The organism is Flavobacterium degerlachei (assembly GCF_900106645.1).
GTDB classification, from domain to species: Bacteria; Bacteroidota; Bacteroidia; order Flavobacteriales; family Flavobacteriaceae; genus Flavobacterium; species Flavobacterium degerlachei.
In genome coordinates this window covers 1-15,205 of the sequence record NZ_FNMV01000022.1, presented here as the reverse complement: position 1 = coordinate 15,205, position 15,205 = coordinate 1, and the positions used below count along the sequence as shown (strand labels likewise).

The window sequence follows — 15,205 nt, the reverse complement described above, 5'->3', positions numbered from 1 at the left end:
TACCATTAAAAATACGAAAAAAGGAGCAAAAAACTATAGTTTTCTACTCCTTTTTATTAACAATTAATTCCTAAAAAGACTTTTTCAGTGCCCTCCTACCATAGGTACATGTTTTTTATTTAAATGAATTGGAGTAACATTAGGTTGGTAGGGATGCAATGCATCTACAAAACGGTTATTGGCTATTTTTATAGATGTATATGTTTTATCGCCTACATAGATTAAAAAAGGCGGTGTATTTTTATCTACAAAATAAATTGGAGAAGCTTGCTGCCAATTATCTGGTTGTTTTGTCCAAGTGGTTAAATAGTCATCCGTGGCTGTTGGAGGATTTTCCTGCAGGTAGTGTTTCATATCAAGTCCTGCAGCATCATTCAATATTATACCAGAAATAGCGGCAGAATCAATTCCATATTTTGGATTCATAACTGCCAAAGCCCCTAAATGTCCACCTGCTGAATGACCTGTTATGAAAATTTCATTCGGGTTTCCTTTATACTTGCTAACACTATCTTTCGCCCATTGTATAACCGCTGCAATCTGCTTGGTCATGGCGTCATAATCCGCATCTGGACTCAAAGTATAATCTGGAATGATAGTAACCACGCCCTTTTTTGCAAAATTCCTTCCTAACAAATCATAAGTTCCTTTACGTCCACTGTTCCAATTCCCACCATGTACAAAAATCAGCACTGGCTGTGGTTTTGCCTTGGTATTTCTGGGAACAAAAACATTCATCCTCGGAGTATCAGAAATAGCTGAATTGGAAGCTCGTATATAAGAAACATCCTTAATTTTCTTGGAGCTACAACCTACCAACAACAAAACGAAAATTACAAAAGTGAAACGCATTTTTTTTTTACTAATATATGATTTTTAAAATAATTCCGGAGATGCAATCTTTATAAAATATGGGCATTAAAAGGACTACTGAATTTGTAGGTTTGACATTTAAAATTGGCTAAATTTGTTAGTGGTCGAAAAATATTTCCAACGTATAGCTATTTTTAACTAACCCTATTGATTTGTTTTTGATCTGTAATATACCAGAAAATCAAGTCATCGCTCTATTGAAGAAAATTAATTTCAATCAATGAAAGCACTCAAAACATATTTAAAATCTCGAAAAAAGGCTCTTTTGACACTATTAAAAAAGCCAAGGAAAAAATATGTCCCTGAGACTTTTCATCAACTTCGGGTTGAAATTAAAAAACTGAATGCCCTATTTGATTTGCTCGACTTTTCGTCCAAAAAATTAGGAAGAAAAAAAATGATTAAACCCTTTAAAGTTATTTTTAGGCAGGCTGGAAAAGTACGGGAACTTCAGATCGAAGAAGCTACCTTTAAAAAATACATCCAAGATGACTTACTCATAGAGTACAGAACGAAATTAATCAAACGGCAGGCTAAAGAAAAAAAGTTGTTTTTTGCATTACTAAATGACAAAACTAAAACGGAGCTAAAAAAGAAATACGATAAAATAATTCCTTTCCTTTCCAAAATAGACCAAGAAAAAGTAGAGGAGTATATTTTAATGAAAGAAGCTGAAATAAAAGATTTTCTTGCTCAACCTCATTTAGAAATAGAACAGCTGCATGAATTACGAAAGTTGCTGAAAATTTATTATTACAATAAGACCAGCTTGTTTGTAGGAAATCAGACTAGTTCTAAGAAAGCAGCTTTGACTGAATTGTTAGGGGAATGGAATGACGGTGTAGTGATAATTGACCATCTTTATAAAATAATTAAAAAGGCTAAAATCAACCTAGAAGAAATTACTCTGCTTGAATCCCTAAAAACTAAAATAGCCGCTGAAAATTATGTTTTGTTAGACCAAATAAAATTGGCCATTCCTCAATCCGAATTATATGAATAAAAAAAGGCATTTTTGTTAACTGAAAATATTGACAAATTCTAGACCACAATTGAAATACAAAAATGGAAAATAATATGAAGTATACTATTTTGATCGTTCCCGGATTAGGAGATTCTGGACAGGGTCATTGGCAAAATTATTGGCTGACTAAATTTGAAACTTCTAGAAAAGTAATTCAAAATGATTGGGACCGACCTGTTTTATCTGATTGGTTACACAACCTCAACGCTGCAATTGGTGCTATTGATGGCAAAATCATTATTGTCGCACACAGTCTGGCAGTTTCCTTAGTAGCGCATTGGTCAAAAACCAACAATACCAACAAAATAGCGGGAGCTTTACTTGTTGCTCCAGCTGACGTGGATTCCTGTACGCATACCCCAGAGGAAACTTGGAATTTCTCCCCTATCCCTTTATCAAAATTTAGTTACCCCTCTGTCGTGGTAACAAGCTCAAACGACCCTTACATTTCGACAGAAAGAGCGCAGTTTTTAGCAGAACAATGGGGAAGCGCCTTCTTAAACATTGGCCAAAAAGGCCATCTAAATTCAGACTCACAGTTGGGATTTTGGGAAGAAGGACAAAGTGTTTTGCAATCGTTGCTAACCATAATTGAAGCCGACAATTCATATGAATAAGGGAGGTTTCATCTAGGAAGAGCAACGGAAATTAATCGCGTACAAAATAGTCTTTCGAACAAATGAACATACAATCTACTCTAAATGACAAATATTTTCACCGTCAACAAATTATATACCTTAAACTATCAACCTCTATTTAATTAGTAGTTTTAATACTTCATTCTTAATCAAAAATTAATTTAACGAAACTAAGTTTAAATTATATTTACCTATGGAACGATGACGACTCAGCTCATCAAAAGCACAAATAACAAACTTTAAAACACTTACAATTTCCTATGGAAAAATTAAATAAAGTTGCTGAAGTTAGCTTACTGTTTTGGTTAATGAAAATTGTCGCAACAACTTTAGGGGAAACTTTGGGAGATTATATTGCTCAAACATTAAACCTAGGTTATACAATAGGACTTATAGTAACTACCGTTTTTTTTCTACTTGCGTTAGCTATCCAGTTGCAAGCTAAAAAGTACATCCCTGTATTCTATTGGCTGGTCATCATCGCCTCTACAACTTTGGGAACTGAAATCTCTGATTTTATTGATAGAAGCTTGCATCTAGGATACACTATGGGAAGTCTATTGCTTTTTACTGGTTTAGTGCTGACCTTACTACTTTGGTATAAAAAATTCAAAAACTTAAATGTATACCCAATTACAAACCAAAATAAGGAAATCTATTACTGGATCGCCATTCTATTCTCAAACAGCTTAGGCACTGCTTTTGGCGATTATTTGAGTGACGTTATTGGTCTAAGTTATTTGAATGGTGCTTTAGTTACTGCTGGTATAATCCTAATTGTTGTTCTATTGCACTATGCCACTAAAATCAATCACATTATTCTTTTTTGGATAGCCTTCATCTTCACGCGACCTTTTGGAGCCACCTTTGGTGATTTCTTAACAAAGCCTATCGCTAAAGGAGGATTAGATCTGGGAACCCTAAGTGCTTCTGTAGTTTCATTAATTATAATGAGCTTACTTATTATACTATCTCATAGAAATATATACAAGAAGTAATTGCAGTCGTAGTTGTTTTAACAATTATCAAAAAGTACAAATAATATTTAAAAACACACCCCTAACTTAAATAAAGAAAAATGTTAAACAGAAAAAATTGGCATGAAAAACATCATGATACATTAGAGTTTGGTAACCGTCTAGCAGATGCTGTTGCCAATAGTATGGGATCTTGGCGATTCATAATCGTACAAACTGTCTTGGTCGTTCTTTGGATGGGGCTAAACACAATGGCTTTTATTCAGCATTGGGATGTATACCCCTTTATATTGCTAAATTTGGTTTTCTCAACCCAAGCGGCTTATGCAGCCCCAATAATCATGATGTCGCAAAACAGGCAAAATGAAAGAGATAGAATACATGCGCAAGCAGATTACCAAACTAATGTAGATGCAAAACTAGAAATCGAAGCTTTGGCAACGAAACTGAATAATATTGAAGTTGATAAGCTTGATAAGATTATTAAAATGCTAGAAAAAATGGAAAAATAACGTCCTACTAAAAACAGGAGTACTGTTTAACATATCTCTTTATACAATCAAAAAACAATCTCGATTATCCCTTTTACATTAGGGACGATCGGGATTTTTGCATTCAATGTTAAACAAAAAATAACAACTGTATTTTTTGACTAAATTTTTTTCACGCCATTCCACTAAAAGATTACACCTTACATAAAAGCTAGCTATCCAATTTTTAAATCCAAAAATTGAAATTATAAAGAAACGTCCTAATTAATATTAGTTAAATATGCCTTTTTAAATGCTTATTAAGTTAATTAACAGTTGTTTACAAAACTTTTTATTTAATTTTATAATAGATAAATGGTAAAGTTATCGCGTATGATTTTAAAACTTTAATAAAAAAACAAAGTGATATCACCGTAAAAAAGTCTTAATCATTTTTGAATTTCTAACAAAATTAATCTTTAAAAACAAACTATTATGGCACTTACAACAAAAAAACAAGAAGCTTCTAAAGCACAGCCGCAAGCAAAAGCAAATGCGGCTCATGGGTTGAGAGATTTATTTGAAGTTGGCTTAAAAGATATTTACTATGCTGAAAAAGTATTGAGTAAAACTTTGCCGAAGATGATGAAAAATGCCTCAACTCCAGAGTTGGTTAACACCTTAAAAAATCACTTGACAGAAACAAATGAACATGTTTCCCGATTAGAAAAAATATTCGAGGCAACAGGAATTAAGCCAGCTGCCAAAAAATGTGACGCTATGGAGGGAATATTAAAAGAAAGTGATGATATGATCAACAAAACTGATATTGGTGTAGTTCGTGATGCCGGTATTATTGCGTCAGAACAAAAAGTGAAACACTATGAAATAGCAACTTATGGTACTTTACATGCTTATGCAAAAACACTGGGAGAAAATAAAGCCGCCAATTTACTCGCCATGACATTGGATGAAGAGAAAAAAGCAGATGCTGCTCTAACAGGAATTGCGATGGCTTCGATAAATATGAATGCCTATAAAGCAGACAGCATTGCAAACCCAAAAGTTTAAGTACTTGCTGAATTTTTTTAATATAAAGCCTGTTTACACAGGCTTTTTTTTTGTAAATATCGAGATTCTTGCTAACTCATTCAGCTCAAATTATAGTTAGCCAAAAAATAAGTTCCTATCTAAAAGATGGTTGTGTAACAAATGTTACTGCGAAAGCTTTTTAGTTGTGGTACTTTTGCATTGTAAAAATAGATTCATTATAAAAACAAGATTTATCCAATCGTACAAGGAAATCACTATTTTTGAATGTAAATCAAATTTTAAAAATTCAAGAAAATGGAAATAGAACAAATAATCAAAGAAAATCAAGGAACTATAGTAGATGTGCGTTCATATGCTGAATTCATAGGAGGAAATGTAGCTGGATCAGTAAACATTGCATTAAATGAAATTCCTGAAAGAATTGAAGAGTTAAAAAACCTAAAAGCACCATTAATCCTTTGTTGCGCCTCTGGTAACAGAAGTGGTCAAGCACAGCATTTTCTTTCTCAACATGGAATCGAATGCTACAATGGTGGATCTTGGTTAGACGTTAATTATTATAAATCTCAAGCAATAAAATAAAATGATAAATACATTAAAAAATTTATTTGGTTTCGGTCCTAAAGTGGATTATGCGGCATTGGTAAAACAAGGAGCTGTAATATTAGATGTACGTAGTCCTGGAGAGTACCAACAAGGACATATTAAGGGTTCTATAAATGCACCGTTAAATGATTTGTCTAGACACATTTCGAAACTAAAAAAAGAAAGTACTATTATTACTTGTTGTGCATCAGGTATGCGAAGCGCATCAGCAAAAAGCATATTAAAATCGAATGGTTTTACTCAGGTGCATAATGGCGGAGGCTGGAGTAGCTTACAAAACAAAATATAATGAATTCACAAACTTTATTAACTGACTGGAATTTCATGCGTTTTGTCCGTTTAGGATTAGGTGTTTACATAGGCATACAGGCCTACCAAACTCAGAGTATAATCTCAGCTCTTTTAGCGGCTTTCCTTTTGTATCAGGTCATTACAAATACTGGTTGTTGTGGCACGAATGGTTGTGCGATACCAACCAAGAAAAACAATACAGATACCACGGAAGACGTTGAATTTGAAGAAATAACATCTAAATAATAAAATGGAAAACCATCAATATAACGTAAATTTAAAGTGGATTTCGGACAGAAAAGGAGAAATTTCATCTCTAGAATTAGCCCAAACTATTGAGGTGGCAACACCTCCACAGTTTCCTAGGGGAATGGAATCCATCTGGTCTCCAGAACATTTGCTGACGGCAGCAGTTAACAGTTGTTATATGACTACCTTTTTATCAATTGCTGAAAATTCTAAATTGGATTTCATAAGTTTTGATTGTTCGGCAACAGGTAAACTAGAACTAGTTGAAGGTAAATTGTTAATGACAGAAATAGCGCTTAAACCTGTTTTATTGATCTCAAAGGAATCTGATAAAGACAGAGCCGAAAGAATACTTCAAAAATCGGAAGTGGCTTGTCTCATTTCAAATTCAATAAAATCAAAGACGACTTTAGTTACTTCAATACAATTCTAGACTACGAAAATTGAGTTTTACGAATCTATATAAAAATCAAAAAGCCCCAATTGGGGCTTTTTCAATTATTAGGGTTTACCAATCAATATTGAAACAATACCTCTATTGCATCATTAGCATTGAATAATAAAAATGGCTACCCCATTCACAAATTAAATTCTCTTCAATTAGATTAGGCGTCCATTTTTGGATAATCATTGTATCCCTTAGCAGTAAAAGTATAAAAAGTACTTTGGTCAGCTGCATTTAAAGGAGCGTCTTTCTCAAAGCGTTGCACCAAATCAGGATTAGCAATAAATGGAACTCCATAAGCTACCATATCTGCATAGCCATCTTTGATTACCTCATTTCCAGTTTCTTTAGTAAATCCTTTATTAATCATCAATAACCCTTTGTATATAGGTCTGAAATGTTTAGCAATTTCAGTCACGGCGTAAGGCACTTCACTCACATCTGTAAATGGTTCTGAAAAATGTACATAAGCTAATCCATAATCATTTAAGCGGTTTACGATATATTCGTGAGTAGGAATCGTGTCTTGATCAACTGTCATTCCTTGTACTCCATGCATAGAAGGGTTTAAACGAACACCTACTCTTGAATAGTCTATAACACCTTTTAAAGCATCTAGAGTTTCGAATAAAATACGGGCTTTATTTTCGATACTACCTCCATATTCATCAGTACGTGTGTTAGATGTTCCATTAAAAAATTGGTGAAACAAGTATCCGTTTGACGCATGTAATTCTACTCCGTCAAAACCAGCTTTTACAGCATTTGCTGCACTGTTCTTAAAATCTAAAATAGTCTCTTTAATTTCTTCTACCGTCATTTCTTTTGGAGTGACAGTATCAATAAAACCGCTTTCTACATATGCCTTTGCCTCTGGATTGATTGCTGACGGCGCATGCGGAAGTTCTCCATTATGTAAATCTGGATGTGATAAACGACCAGTGTGCCAAAGCTGAACAAATATTTTACCGCCTTTATCATGTACTGCCTGAGTTACTTGTTTCCAGCTTTCTGTTTGCTCTTTACTGTATATTCCAGGAACATTTATAAATCCTACGGCTTTTTTACTCACAACTGTCCCTTCAGTGATTAATAAACCAGCATCAGCACGATCAGCATAATAAATTGCCATTTGTTCAGTAGCCAAGTTACCTTCGTTTCCGGCACGACTTCGAGTCATAGGCGCCATAGCCATACGGTTATTAAAGTTGGTAGTCTTGAACTGAAAAGGACGTAATAAAATTGAATCATTCATAATATATATTTTCTATTTTTATTAATTTAATTGGGACACATAAGTATTGAATCCCATTCTCTCAAAAATGTCTGAAACACTATCTAAAGCATAGGAATCATGCCCTTCCAAAAGAAATTCTTTTTCGGCGTTTTCATCCATATTAAGACTTATAATCTCAACAATTTTAGAATGAGGAAAAACAAGATCAAAGCTGACTTTGTTGTTTATAGACTTTGTAAACTCATCGTCATTTTCCATAATAATGATAATCTTTGCCGTTGCTACTTTCTTTATTCTTTGAATAGTTTCTTGGTCATTAATGCAATAACCAGAAAGAATAATGATGTCTGCTTCCCAACTGGCATCAGTAGCACAAGCCATTTTTTCGATAATGACATTGTGATTATTTGCTAAAAGAGAGTCATAGATTTCTGAAAGTCCTACTGGATCTTTATCAAATAATAACATTTGGTATCGCTCAGACAACTCTCTAAGCACAGTGAAATTTCTTTTATCAGAAGCGCCGATCACGGCTACCGTTTTTATATTTTGCATTGTTTCCAAATTTATACTGCAAAACTACTGCAAGAAGCACCATAGCTCCATTGAGCTAGAATAAGAAATGGCATTGATCTAAATCAATTTTATTTACGAAGTGAGATTTGTTTCCTTACGCGGCTTAGTGTCTCAGGAGTAAGTCCAAGATAAGATGCCACCATGTGCTGCGGTACTCGGGCTATAATAGTAGGATAAGAAGCAGTTAAATTTAAGTATTTTTCTTCTGCTGTTGCATTCAAAGCTGAATTAACCCTTGTCTGCAATGCGATGTAAGCATTTTGTAGTAATAGCCTTTGATATCGTTCAAACGCAGGTATCTGAATCATCAATTCTTCCCTTGCTGAAGCGGTTAACAGCAATAATTCTGAATCTTCAATTGCTTCTATGGTATATATCGAATTTGCACCCGTTAAATAACTGGACAAATCAGTAACCCACCAGCCTTCAAAACCAAATTGCACAATATGTTCATTTCCCTTATCATCGATCGTGTATGAGCGTAAAACTCCTTTTTCAATAAAAGCATTGTACGTACAAACATCCCCTTCAAGCAGTAAGGTTTGTTTTTTCCTTATTTTCTTAGGTATAAAAAATGTTTTACACAATTCAAACTCTTCAGTGGTTAGCGCCACTTTTTCACCAATGCTTTTTGCTAGTTGTTCATACATAGGCGCAAGGTAATAATTACTGAATCATTAAAAAAAAGTGACTCAAAAAATAATAGTATTTTATCCAAATTTCAATCTCAAACTGCAGTTTTTCAGCAGTATTTCGCTAAAAATCAAAAAACAACTATTCCAAAAATCATTTGTCTTACGCCAAAATAAAAATTACATTTGCATTAGTTTAACTTTTACACATAAAATGAAGCCTAACACACAACAATTAAGCGATTTAACTATCCAAGTCAGAAGAGACATTCTTCGAATGGTACATGCCGTAAACTCTGGTCACCCAGGAGGATCTCTTGGCTGTACTGAATTTCTGGTAACTTTATACCAAAACCTAATGGAACGCAAAGAAGGTTTTGATATGGATGGAATTGGAGAAGATCTTTTCTTCCTTTCAAACGGTCATATCTCTCCAGTTTTTTACAGCGTTTTAGCAAGAAGCGGATATTTTCCAGTTTCTGAATTAGCGACTTTCCGTCTTATCAATTCAAGATTACAAGGACACCCTACTACTCACGATAATTTACCTGGAGTTAGAATTGCATCTGGTTCACTTGGACAAGGTTTATCTGTAGGAATTGGAGCTGCACAGGCTAAAAAACTAAACAATGACAATCATTTAATCTACACACTTCACGGTGATGGTGAATTACAAGAAGGTCAAAACTGGGAAGCGATCATGTATGCATCTGCTAAAAAAGTAGACAATCTTATTGCAACTATTGACCTTAACGGAAAACAAATTGACGGAACTACTGACGAAGTTTTAGCTATGGGTAGTATCCGCGCTAAATTTGAAGCTTTTGATTGGGAAGTGATTGACATAGTGAAAGGAAATGACATCGAAGCTATTATTGCAGGTATGACAGATGCAAAATCAAGAACAGGAAAAGGAAAACCAGTTTGTGTATTGTTACACACAGAGATGGGTAATGGAGTAGACTTCATGATGAACACTCACGCTTGGCACGGAAAAGCACCAAATGATGAGCAACTTGAAAATGCATTAGCTCAAAACTATAATGTTGGAGGTCAATTAGACTACTAAATCAGATAACAGATTCATTGCTGAATTTTTTAATGTAAGAATAATGAAACATGTTTGTCTTTTTTTAATCCTTCTTATCTTTCAAAATAGTTATTCGCAAGAAAAATATCATTTTGATTATTTCACTTCATATGATTATCATGAAAAAGAGGGTGAAAAAGCAAGCTATAGTGAAATTACGTTTTCCAATTCAGCTGACACTGAATACTATTTGAGTGCTAGAATGAAACGTGATTCAATTTTTAATATCACTTTAGTCGATCATAAAAAAGGAATCATTTTCCGTTTTAAAAATTTCTTATCAAAAGAAATTAATAATGATAGCTTATTTAAGTTCTCTGAAAGCCAAAAAGTTAATTACGAATACTGTTTAGATTCAAAAACTAGTTTTTATGATGTAAATTATATTACAGAAAATGGCAATAAGAGTATCAACATTAAGCAATACAAAAATAGTAGAAAGTCAAAACTGATAAGAGAAAGCTTTTTTGAAACAAAATTTAACGAAATATCGAAAAATCAACATTATAATTTCCCTATTCTAACAAGCCCTTTATGGTGTAATAAATTCCGTTTAATCAATGACGAATTAATAACAAAGTCTTATTTTATAGAAAATAAAAAAATGCTACATATAAGAATCCTAAAGGAAATTCAGAAGACAGATTTTACATTAATTTTAAAAAATACAATCACAGAACCAAAGAGATGAAAAAATATACAAATACAGGAAGCAAAGACACCCGTTCGGGTTTTGGAGCGGGAATGACTGAATTAGGTCAAAAGAATGAAAACGTGGTAGCACTTTGTGCTGATTTAATCGGGTCTTTAAAATTTGATGATTTCAAAAAGAACCACCCAGAACGTTTTTTCCAAATTGGAATTGCAGAAGCAAACATGATTGGAATTGCAGCTGGATTAACTATTGGTGGGAAAATTCCTTTCACAGGAACTTTTGCTAACTTTTCTACAGGAAGAGTATATGACCAAATTCGTCAATCAGTTGCTTACTCTGACAAAAATGTAAAAATTTGTGCTTCACACGCCGGATTGACATTAGGAGAAGATGGAGCGACTCACCAAATCCTTGAAGATATTGGATTGATGAAAATGTTGCCAGGAATGACTGTAATCAACACTTGTGATTACAATCAAACTAAAGCAGCTACATTAGCACTTGCTGATCATCACGGTCCAGCTTACTTGCGTTTTGGACGTCCAGTTGTTGCTAACTTTACACCTGCTGACGAGCCTTTCGTAATAGGAAAAGCGATTATGCTAAGCGAAGGTACTGATGTAACTATTGTTGCTACAGGACACTTAGTTTGGGAAGCGCTTATTGCTGCTGAAGCTTTGGAAGCAAAAGGAATTTCTGCAGAAGTAATCAACATTCATACGATTAAACCATTAGACGAAGAAGCAATTCTTAAATCATTGGCTAAAACGAAATGTGTTGTTACTGCTGAAGAGCACAACATCCTTGGAGGTCTTGGAGAGAGTGTTTCAAGAGTATTGGCATTAAACAATCCAGCTCCTCAAGAGTTTGTGGCTGTTAATGACAGCTTTGGTGAATCAGGAACTCCTGCTCAATTAATGGAGAAATACAAATTGAACAACCAAGCAATTGTTGAAGCAGTAGAAAGAGTTATTAAGAGAAAATAATCTAACTTTTTATCATAAAAAAAATCCCATTCACTACGTGAATGGGATTTTTTATTTACCACTAAATTCTATTAGTGACAACTTTTATCTAAATGTTTTTTCAACCTTGCTGAATCAGTAGTATTACCACTACAACTTGGAATATCGGCAAAAGGATAAGACAAGCCTGTAGCTGGATTATTAATTTCACTTTTGGTGCTATAGCCATCTGCATCATCATCAACATCTACAAAGTTAGGAATACCATCTCCATCTGTATCATCAGGATTCAAGACACCCGTTTCAAAAACATTCATGTAACCATCTCCATCCACATCCTCTAAATAAGAAGGGACTCCATCACCATCTTGATCCAATCGTTGAATTTCATACAATTTAAAACTAAATACTAACGGTGCATAAGCTGGAATAGATCCACTACCTGAAGAATAATAACCTAAACCTGAAGGAATAAACATTATACCTGCACCAAAATTATTATAAGAAACAGTACCGTCATTATTAGTGCTATAACTTCCTGTTTTAAATTTAGGAAATATTTCACTCCAACCTTTAATAGTACTATACAAGCTTAACATTTGTTGCGGGTACTTCGATTCTTCAAACGTTGTCGCAGTTAATGTGGTCACCTCAGAAGCAATTGTTTGCTCTAAATAATCTCCTTTATAAGACGCTAAAACACCATCAACATTACATGGCGAAGCACCTACACCTTCTCTTAGTACTAAATAATACACCTTATAAGTAATATCATATAACAAAACGTCTCTACTTAAAAGTTTAGGAAAAGTTGTGTTATTCAAATAAGACCAAATTGATGGCTGAGATGCAGCATCCGTAATTTTAGTGTATGTCACATCTTGATCATCAGTAAAACCAGGATGATCTACCACCCTGATAGTGTATGTTTTTAAATATTCTTCAATATCTGTAATATCTGTAGCGTATTGCACTGAAAAGTCCCTAATTGGCTCAACTTCAGTAGAATCATTCTTGGAACATGAAAATAAAGAGAATGTTGTAATTATTAAAATAAAATAATACTTAAATTTGGTCATTATTGCTGATTTTTAAGTGCGCAAGATACAATATTGATTGATTTTTGTAAACTATTTAACTCTGATTTTAGAATTTTTATGAGAATAGATAAATTTTTATGGTGTGTACGTTATTACAAAACAAGAAATATGGTAACAGAGGCATGTAAAAAAAACCATGTTACTGTAAATGGCCTTGTTGCGAAACCTTCAAAAGAAGTTTTTGCGACTGATAAAATCACGTTCAGGAAGGATCAAATCACACAAATAATTACTGTCCTTGACATACCAGAGAGTCGTGTTGGAGCCAAATTAGTTGATATGTATAGAAGAAACGATACACCTGCGGAAGCATATCAGCATTTAGAATTATTAAAACTGTCGAAAGAACATTATCGAAAAAATGGTACCGGAAGACCTACAAAAAAAGACAGAAGGGATATCGATGAATTTGGAAACGATATCATATCAGAAAACGACGACTTAGATTAATTCGAAACATTAAACTTGAAACATTAAATTACAATGAGTAAAAATATCATCCTGACAAATCAAGAAATTGAGCATAAAACAAAAAGAATTGCTTACCAAATCTACGAGACCTTTGTAGACGAAAAGGAAGTCGTACTTGCAGGAATTGCTACAAACGGTTATATTTTTGCCGAAAAAATTGCTGAAGAGCTTAAAAAAATTTCCCCACTGGAAGTTACACTTTGTGAAGTTCAAATCAACAAGCAAAGTCCAGAACTACCTATAAACACTTCCCTGTCAAAAGAACAATACGCTAATAAAGGTTTAATTCTTGTTGACGATGTCTTAAACTCAGGTACTACATTAATATATGCGATTAGACACTTCCTAGACGTTCCCTTGAAAAAATTCAAAACCGCAGTGCTAGTTGATCGCAATCACAAGAAATATCCTGTAAAAGCAGATTTCAAGGGAATCTCTCTTTCAACGTCCATTTTAGAGCATGTTCAGGTAGTTTTCGATGAAAACGAAAATAGCTACGCCTATTTAAGCTAATGTTGCCACAATATCCAATACAGTCTGATCTACGGTTTTTTCATCTACAGAGACCGTAAACTGTGCTTGGTTGTAATAGAAGCTTCTTTCAAAGAGATGCATTGCAATAAACTCCTTCAATTCCTCATCACTTTTGTCAGCTATAAGCGGTCTTTTACTTTTATTTAAAGATAACCTATCAAATAAAGTCTGTATCGATGCCTTTAGATATATAGAGGATACATTTTCACCTATCAGTAACTCATGATTATTAGCATAACACGGAGTCCCTCCCCCAAGTCCTATAATCAATTGCTCTGAAGAATTCAACAATTCAACAAATGCTTGATGTTCCAACTTCCGAAAACAGATCTCTCCACGTTGCTCAAAAATAGCATTAATGGTTAAATTCTCCTTTTTCTCTATATATTGATCCAAATCTACAAATGGAACATCAATGTTTTTCGACAGTGTTTTCGCAATTGTCGACTTCCCGCAACCCATATAACCTAATAATATAATTTTTCTCATAGAATAAAACCTTGTAAATTAAGACGTTAAAATTTATTGTAAAAAAAAGACAAATTTATAATAAAAATGCTTGGAAAACATCAAATAAAGTCCTTATATTTGCACCCGCATTCAAGCGAACAATATATGACTCGATAGCTCAGTTGGTAGAGCACATCACTTTTAATGATGGGGTCCTGGGTTCGAGCCCCAGTCGGGTCACAATTAAAGTGATCAACATATAAATTCCTTGAAAGCATTGACTCGATAGCTCAGTTGGTAGAGCACATCACTTTTAATGATGGGGTCCTGGGTTCGAGCCCCAGTCGGGTCACAAAAGGTCGAGTAATTTATTACTTGGCCTTTTTTTTATTTAGGCCACGTGGAGAAACGGTAGACTTGCCAGCTTGAGGGGCTGGTGCTCGCAAGGGCGTGTGGGTTCAAATCCCACCGTGGTCACTACAAAAGCCAGTTTATAGGCTTTGACAAAGGTTTTAATCGACATTTTACAGATAATCTTAATTATCTTCATAAATGCCTATTAAAACCTTTTTCTTTCTTTACAACTGCCCTATTCCGTTTAAGCCAATCCACTACTACTTGCTAATTGACGAAATCACTCTTTAAAGAATAATCAGGCAACGACTAAGAATATCTAAACTTACTAAAACTCGCTGACCGACCGCAGTTATGCTAATTGAGCAAAAAAAAGAGGGTATCCGCAACGTACACCCTCTTTTTATATTTAACAACAATAATGGATCATGTCCAAAACCTGTGGAGCGATAAAAATCACGCATAAATATTAGTTAGTCTAAAAAGAAAGAATTCCACATTTCTAACGCCTCTAA

20 protein-coding genes and 3 tRNA genes are annotated in these 15,205 nt (G+C 34.0%); 17 read left to right on the top strand and 6 right to left on the bottom strand.

The annotated features are described in order from the left end of the window. Positions 1-84 precede the first annotated feature (84 nt). Positions 85-852 carry an alpha/beta hydrolase gene (locus BLV91_RS16375; RefSeq protein ID WP_091435213.1) on the bottom strand — a complete coding sequence of 256 codons (768 nt, stop codon included), beginning with the start codon at positions 850-852 and terminating at the stop codon, positions 85-87. A gap of 241 nt (positions 853-1,093) precedes the next feature. On the opposite strand from BLV91_RS16375, the gene BLV91_RS16370 reads away from it, so the two are divergent. The 9 genes from BLV91_RS16370 to BLV91_RS16330 all read left to right on the top strand — a co-directional run bounded on the left by BLV91_RS16370 (position 1,094) and on the right by BLV91_RS16330 (position 6,614). Then, positions 1,094-1,876, top strand: coding sequence for a CHAD domain-containing protein (locus BLV91_RS16370; protein ID WP_091435211.1), 783 nt, complete (start codon positions 1,094-1,096; stop codon positions 1,874-1,876). Between the two features lie 74 nt (positions 1,877-1,950). Continuing rightward, positions 1,951-2,514, top strand: coding sequence for an RBBP9/YdeN family alpha/beta hydrolase (locus tag BLV91_RS16365; protein WP_091435216.1), 564 nt, complete (start codon positions 1,951-1,953; stop codon positions 2,512-2,514). Between the two features lie 281 nt (positions 2,515-2,795). Next, positions 2,796-3,533 (top strand): COG4705 family protein, encoded by a 738-nt coding sequence (locus BLV91_RS16360; protein WP_091435210.1) that lies wholly within the window; start codon positions 2,796-2,798, stop codon positions 3,531-3,533. Between the two features lie 80 nt (positions 3,534-3,613). After that, a complete protein-coding gene (locus tag BLV91_RS16355) occupies positions 3,614-4,024 on the top strand; it encodes a DUF1003 domain-containing protein (protein WP_091435208.1) in 411 nt (136 codons plus the stop codon). 453 nt (positions 4,025-4,477) lie between these two features. Further along, positions 4,478-5,053: a YciE/YciF ferroxidase family protein gene (locus tag BLV91_RS16350; protein WP_091435206.1), complete on the top strand. Its 576-nt coding sequence runs from the start codon at positions 4,478-4,480 to the stop codon at positions 5,051-5,053. 276 nt (positions 5,054-5,329) lie between these two features. Further along, positions 5,330-5,617, top strand: coding sequence for a rhodanese-like domain-containing protein (locus BLV91_RS16345; protein WP_091435204.1), 288 nt, complete (start codon positions 5,330-5,332; stop codon positions 5,615-5,617). A gap of 1 nt (position 5,618) precedes the next feature. Beyond that, positions 5,619-5,930: a rhodanese-like domain-containing protein gene (locus tag BLV91_RS16340; RefSeq protein WP_091435203.1), complete on the top strand. Its 312-nt coding sequence runs from the start codon at positions 5,619-5,621 to the stop codon at positions 5,928-5,930. Continuing rightward, positions 5,930-6,178, top strand: a complete 249-nt coding sequence (locus BLV91_RS16335; RefSeq protein WP_091435201.1) for a hypothetical protein — start codon at positions 5,930-5,932, stop codon at positions 6,176-6,178. The genes BLV91_RS16340 and BLV91_RS16335 overlap by 1 nt, the downstream gene beginning before the upstream one ends. Before the next feature lie 4 nt (positions 6,179-6,182). Then, on the top strand, positions 6,183-6,614 hold the full coding sequence (locus tag BLV91_RS16330; protein ID WP_091435200.1) for an OsmC family protein: 432 nt from the start codon (positions 6,183-6,185) through the stop codon (positions 6,612-6,614). 172 nt (positions 6,615-6,786) lie between these two features. Here BLV91_RS16330 and BLV91_RS16325 read toward each other — a convergent pair whose 3' ends face one another. The 3 genes from BLV91_RS16325 to BLV91_RS16315 form a co-directional block, all read right to left on the bottom strand. Beyond that, entirely contained in the window at positions 6,787-7,881 is a 1,095-nt protein-coding gene (locus BLV91_RS16325; protein WP_091435198.1) for an alkene reductase, read from the bottom strand. 21 nt (positions 7,882-7,902) lie between these two features. Continuing rightward, positions 7,903-8,418: a hypothetical protein gene (locus tag BLV91_RS16320; protein WP_091435197.1), complete on the bottom strand. Its 516-nt coding sequence runs from the start codon at positions 8,416-8,418 to the stop codon at positions 7,903-7,905. An 89-nt stretch (positions 8,419-8,507) separates the two neighbouring features. After that, a complete protein-coding gene (locus BLV91_RS16315) occupies positions 8,508-9,089 on the bottom strand; it encodes a Crp/Fnr family transcriptional regulator (RefSeq protein ID WP_091435195.1) in 582 nt (193 codons plus the stop codon). A 196-nt stretch (positions 9,090-9,285) separates the two neighbouring features. Here BLV91_RS16315 and BLV91_RS16310 point away from each other — a divergent pair, with 196 nt between their 5' ends. Genes BLV91_RS16310 through BLV91_RS16300 form a run of 3 tightly spaced genes read left to right on the top strand, consistent with a single transcriptional unit; the run spans position 9,286 to position 11,802 of the window. After that, positions 9,286-10,140, top strand: a complete 855-nt coding sequence (locus tag BLV91_RS16310; RefSeq protein ID WP_091435194.1) for a transketolase — start codon at positions 9,286-9,288, stop codon at positions 10,138-10,140. A gap of 43 nt (positions 10,141-10,183) precedes the next feature. After that, the gene (locus BLV91_RS16305) at positions 10,184-10,852 is read left to right on the top strand and encodes a hypothetical protein (RefSeq protein ID WP_091435192.1); all 669 of its coding nucleotides are present in this window, start codon (positions 10,184-10,186) and stop codon (positions 10,850-10,852) included. Then, positions 10,849-11,802, top strand: a complete 954-nt coding sequence (locus BLV91_RS16300) for a transketolase family protein (protein WP_091435190.1) — start codon at positions 10,849-10,851, stop codon at positions 11,800-11,802. The genes BLV91_RS16305 and BLV91_RS16300 overlap by 4 nt, the downstream gene beginning before the upstream one ends. Positions 11,803-11,873: 71 nt before the next feature. On the opposite strand, the gene BLV91_RS16295 is transcribed toward BLV91_RS16300, so the two are convergent. Beyond that, positions 11,874-12,860 carry a BamM family beta-barrel-assembly machinery protein gene (locus tag BLV91_RS16295; RefSeq protein ID WP_091435188.1) on the bottom strand — a complete coding sequence of 329 codons (987 nt, stop codon included), beginning with the start codon at positions 12,858-12,860 and terminating at the stop codon, positions 11,874-11,876. Positions 12,861-12,938: 78 nt separating this feature from the next. Between BLV91_RS16295 and BLV91_RS16290 the strand changes: the two genes are divergently transcribed. Further along, the gene (locus BLV91_RS16290; protein ID WP_091435187.1) at positions 12,939-13,331 is read left to right on the top strand and encodes an RNA-binding S4 domain-containing protein; all 393 of its coding nucleotides are present in this window, start codon (positions 12,939-12,941) and stop codon (positions 13,329-13,331) included. Positions 13,332-13,364: 33 nt separating this feature from the next. Next, positions 13,365-13,865 carry a phosphoribosyltransferase family protein gene (locus BLV91_RS16285; protein WP_091435185.1) on the top strand — a complete coding sequence of 167 codons (501 nt, stop codon included), beginning with the start codon at positions 13,365-13,367 and terminating at the stop codon, positions 13,863-13,865. On the opposite strand, the gene BLV91_RS16280 is transcribed toward BLV91_RS16285, so the two are convergent. Continuing rightward, positions 13,857-14,375: a shikimate kinase gene (locus BLV91_RS16280; RefSeq protein WP_091435183.1), complete on the bottom strand. Its 519-nt coding sequence runs from the start codon at positions 14,373-14,375 to the stop codon at positions 13,857-13,859. The genes BLV91_RS16285 and BLV91_RS16280 overlap by 9 nt on opposite strands. A gap of 128 nt (positions 14,376-14,503) precedes the next feature. Here BLV91_RS16280 and BLV91_RS16275 point away from each other — a divergent pair. From BLV91_RS16275 to BLV91_RS16265, 3 genes are all read left to right on the top strand, one after another. Then, positions 14,504-14,576, top strand: a tRNA-Lys gene (locus BLV91_RS16275). A 39-nt stretch (positions 14,577-14,615) separates the two neighbouring features. Next, positions 14,616-14,688, top strand: a tRNA-Lys gene (locus BLV91_RS16270). A gap of 42 nt (positions 14,689-14,730) precedes the next feature. Then, positions 14,731-14,813: transfer RNA gene (locus tag BLV91_RS16265), tRNA-Leu, on the top strand. The last annotated feature ends 392 nt before the right edge of the window (positions 14,814-15,205 follow it).

Excerpts from the sequence above, each read along its gene's own strand:
- BLV91_RS16375 (WP_091435213.1), bottom strand. The coding sequence starts at position 852 with ATGCGTTTCACTTTTGTAATTTTCGTTTTGTTGTTGGTAGGTTGTAGC.
- BLV91_RS16370 (WP_091435211.1), top strand. The coding sequence starts at position 1,094 with ATGAAAGCACTCAAAACATATTTAAAATCTCGAAAAAAGGCTCTTTTG.
- BLV91_RS16365 (WP_091435216.1), top strand. The coding sequence starts at position 1,951 with ATGAAGTATACTATTTTGATCGTTCCCGGATTAGGAGATTCTGGACAG.
- BLV91_RS16360 (WP_091435210.1), top strand. The coding sequence starts at position 2,796 with ATGGAAAAATTAAATAAAGTTGCTGAAGTTAGCTTACTGTTTTGGTTA.
- BLV91_RS16355 (WP_091435208.1), top strand. The coding sequence starts at position 3,614 with ATGTTAAACAGAAAAAATTGGCATGAAAAACATCATGATACATTAGAG.
- BLV91_RS16350 (WP_091435206.1), top strand. The coding sequence starts at position 4,478 with ATGGCACTTACAACAAAAAAACAAGAAGCTTCTAAAGCACAGCCGCAA.
- BLV91_RS16345 (WP_091435204.1), top strand. The coding sequence starts at position 5,330 with ATGGAAATAGAACAAATAATCAAAGAAAATCAAGGAACTATAGTAGAT.
- BLV91_RS16340 (WP_091435203.1), top strand. The coding sequence starts at position 5,619 with ATGATAAATACATTAAAAAATTTATTTGGTTTCGGTCCTAAAGTGGAT.
- BLV91_RS16335 (WP_091435201.1), top strand. The coding sequence starts at position 5,930 with ATGAATTCACAAACTTTATTAACTGACTGGAATTTCATGCGTTTTGTC.
- BLV91_RS16330 (WP_091435200.1), top strand. The coding sequence starts at position 6,183 with ATGGAAAACCATCAATATAACGTAAATTTAAAGTGGATTTCGGACAGA.
- BLV91_RS16325 (WP_091435198.1), bottom strand. The coding sequence starts at position 7,881 with ATGAATGATTCAATTTTATTACGTCCTTTTCAGTTCAAGACTACCAAC.
- BLV91_RS16320 (WP_091435197.1), bottom strand. The coding sequence starts at position 8,418 with ATGCAAAATATAAAAACGGTAGCCGTGATCGGCGCTTCTGATAAAAGA.
- BLV91_RS16315 (WP_091435195.1), bottom strand. The coding sequence starts at position 9,089 with ATGTATGAACAACTAGCAAAAAGCATTGGTGAAAAAGTGGCGCTAACC.
- BLV91_RS16310 (WP_091435194.1), top strand. The coding sequence starts at position 9,286 with ATGAAGCCTAACACACAACAATTAAGCGATTTAACTATCCAAGTCAGA.
- BLV91_RS16305 (WP_091435192.1), top strand. The coding sequence starts at position 10,184 with ATGAAACATGTTTGTCTTTTTTTAATCCTTCTTATCTTTCAAAATAGT.
- BLV91_RS16300 (WP_091435190.1), top strand. The coding sequence starts at position 10,849 with ATGAAAAAATATACAAATACAGGAAGCAAAGACACCCGTTCGGGTTTT.
- BLV91_RS16295 (WP_091435188.1), bottom strand. The coding sequence starts at position 12,860 with ATGACCAAATTTAAGTATTATTTTATTTTAATAATTACAACATTCTCT.
- BLV91_RS16290 (WP_091435187.1), top strand. The coding sequence starts at position 12,939 with ATGAGAATAGATAAATTTTTATGGTGTGTACGTTATTACAAAACAAGA.
- BLV91_RS16285 (WP_091435185.1), top strand. The coding sequence starts at position 13,365 with ATGAGTAAAAATATCATCCTGACAAATCAAGAAATTGAGCATAAAACA.
- BLV91_RS16280 (WP_091435183.1), bottom strand. The coding sequence starts at position 14,375 with ATGAGAAAAATTATATTATTAGGTTATATGGGTTGCGGGAAGTCGACA.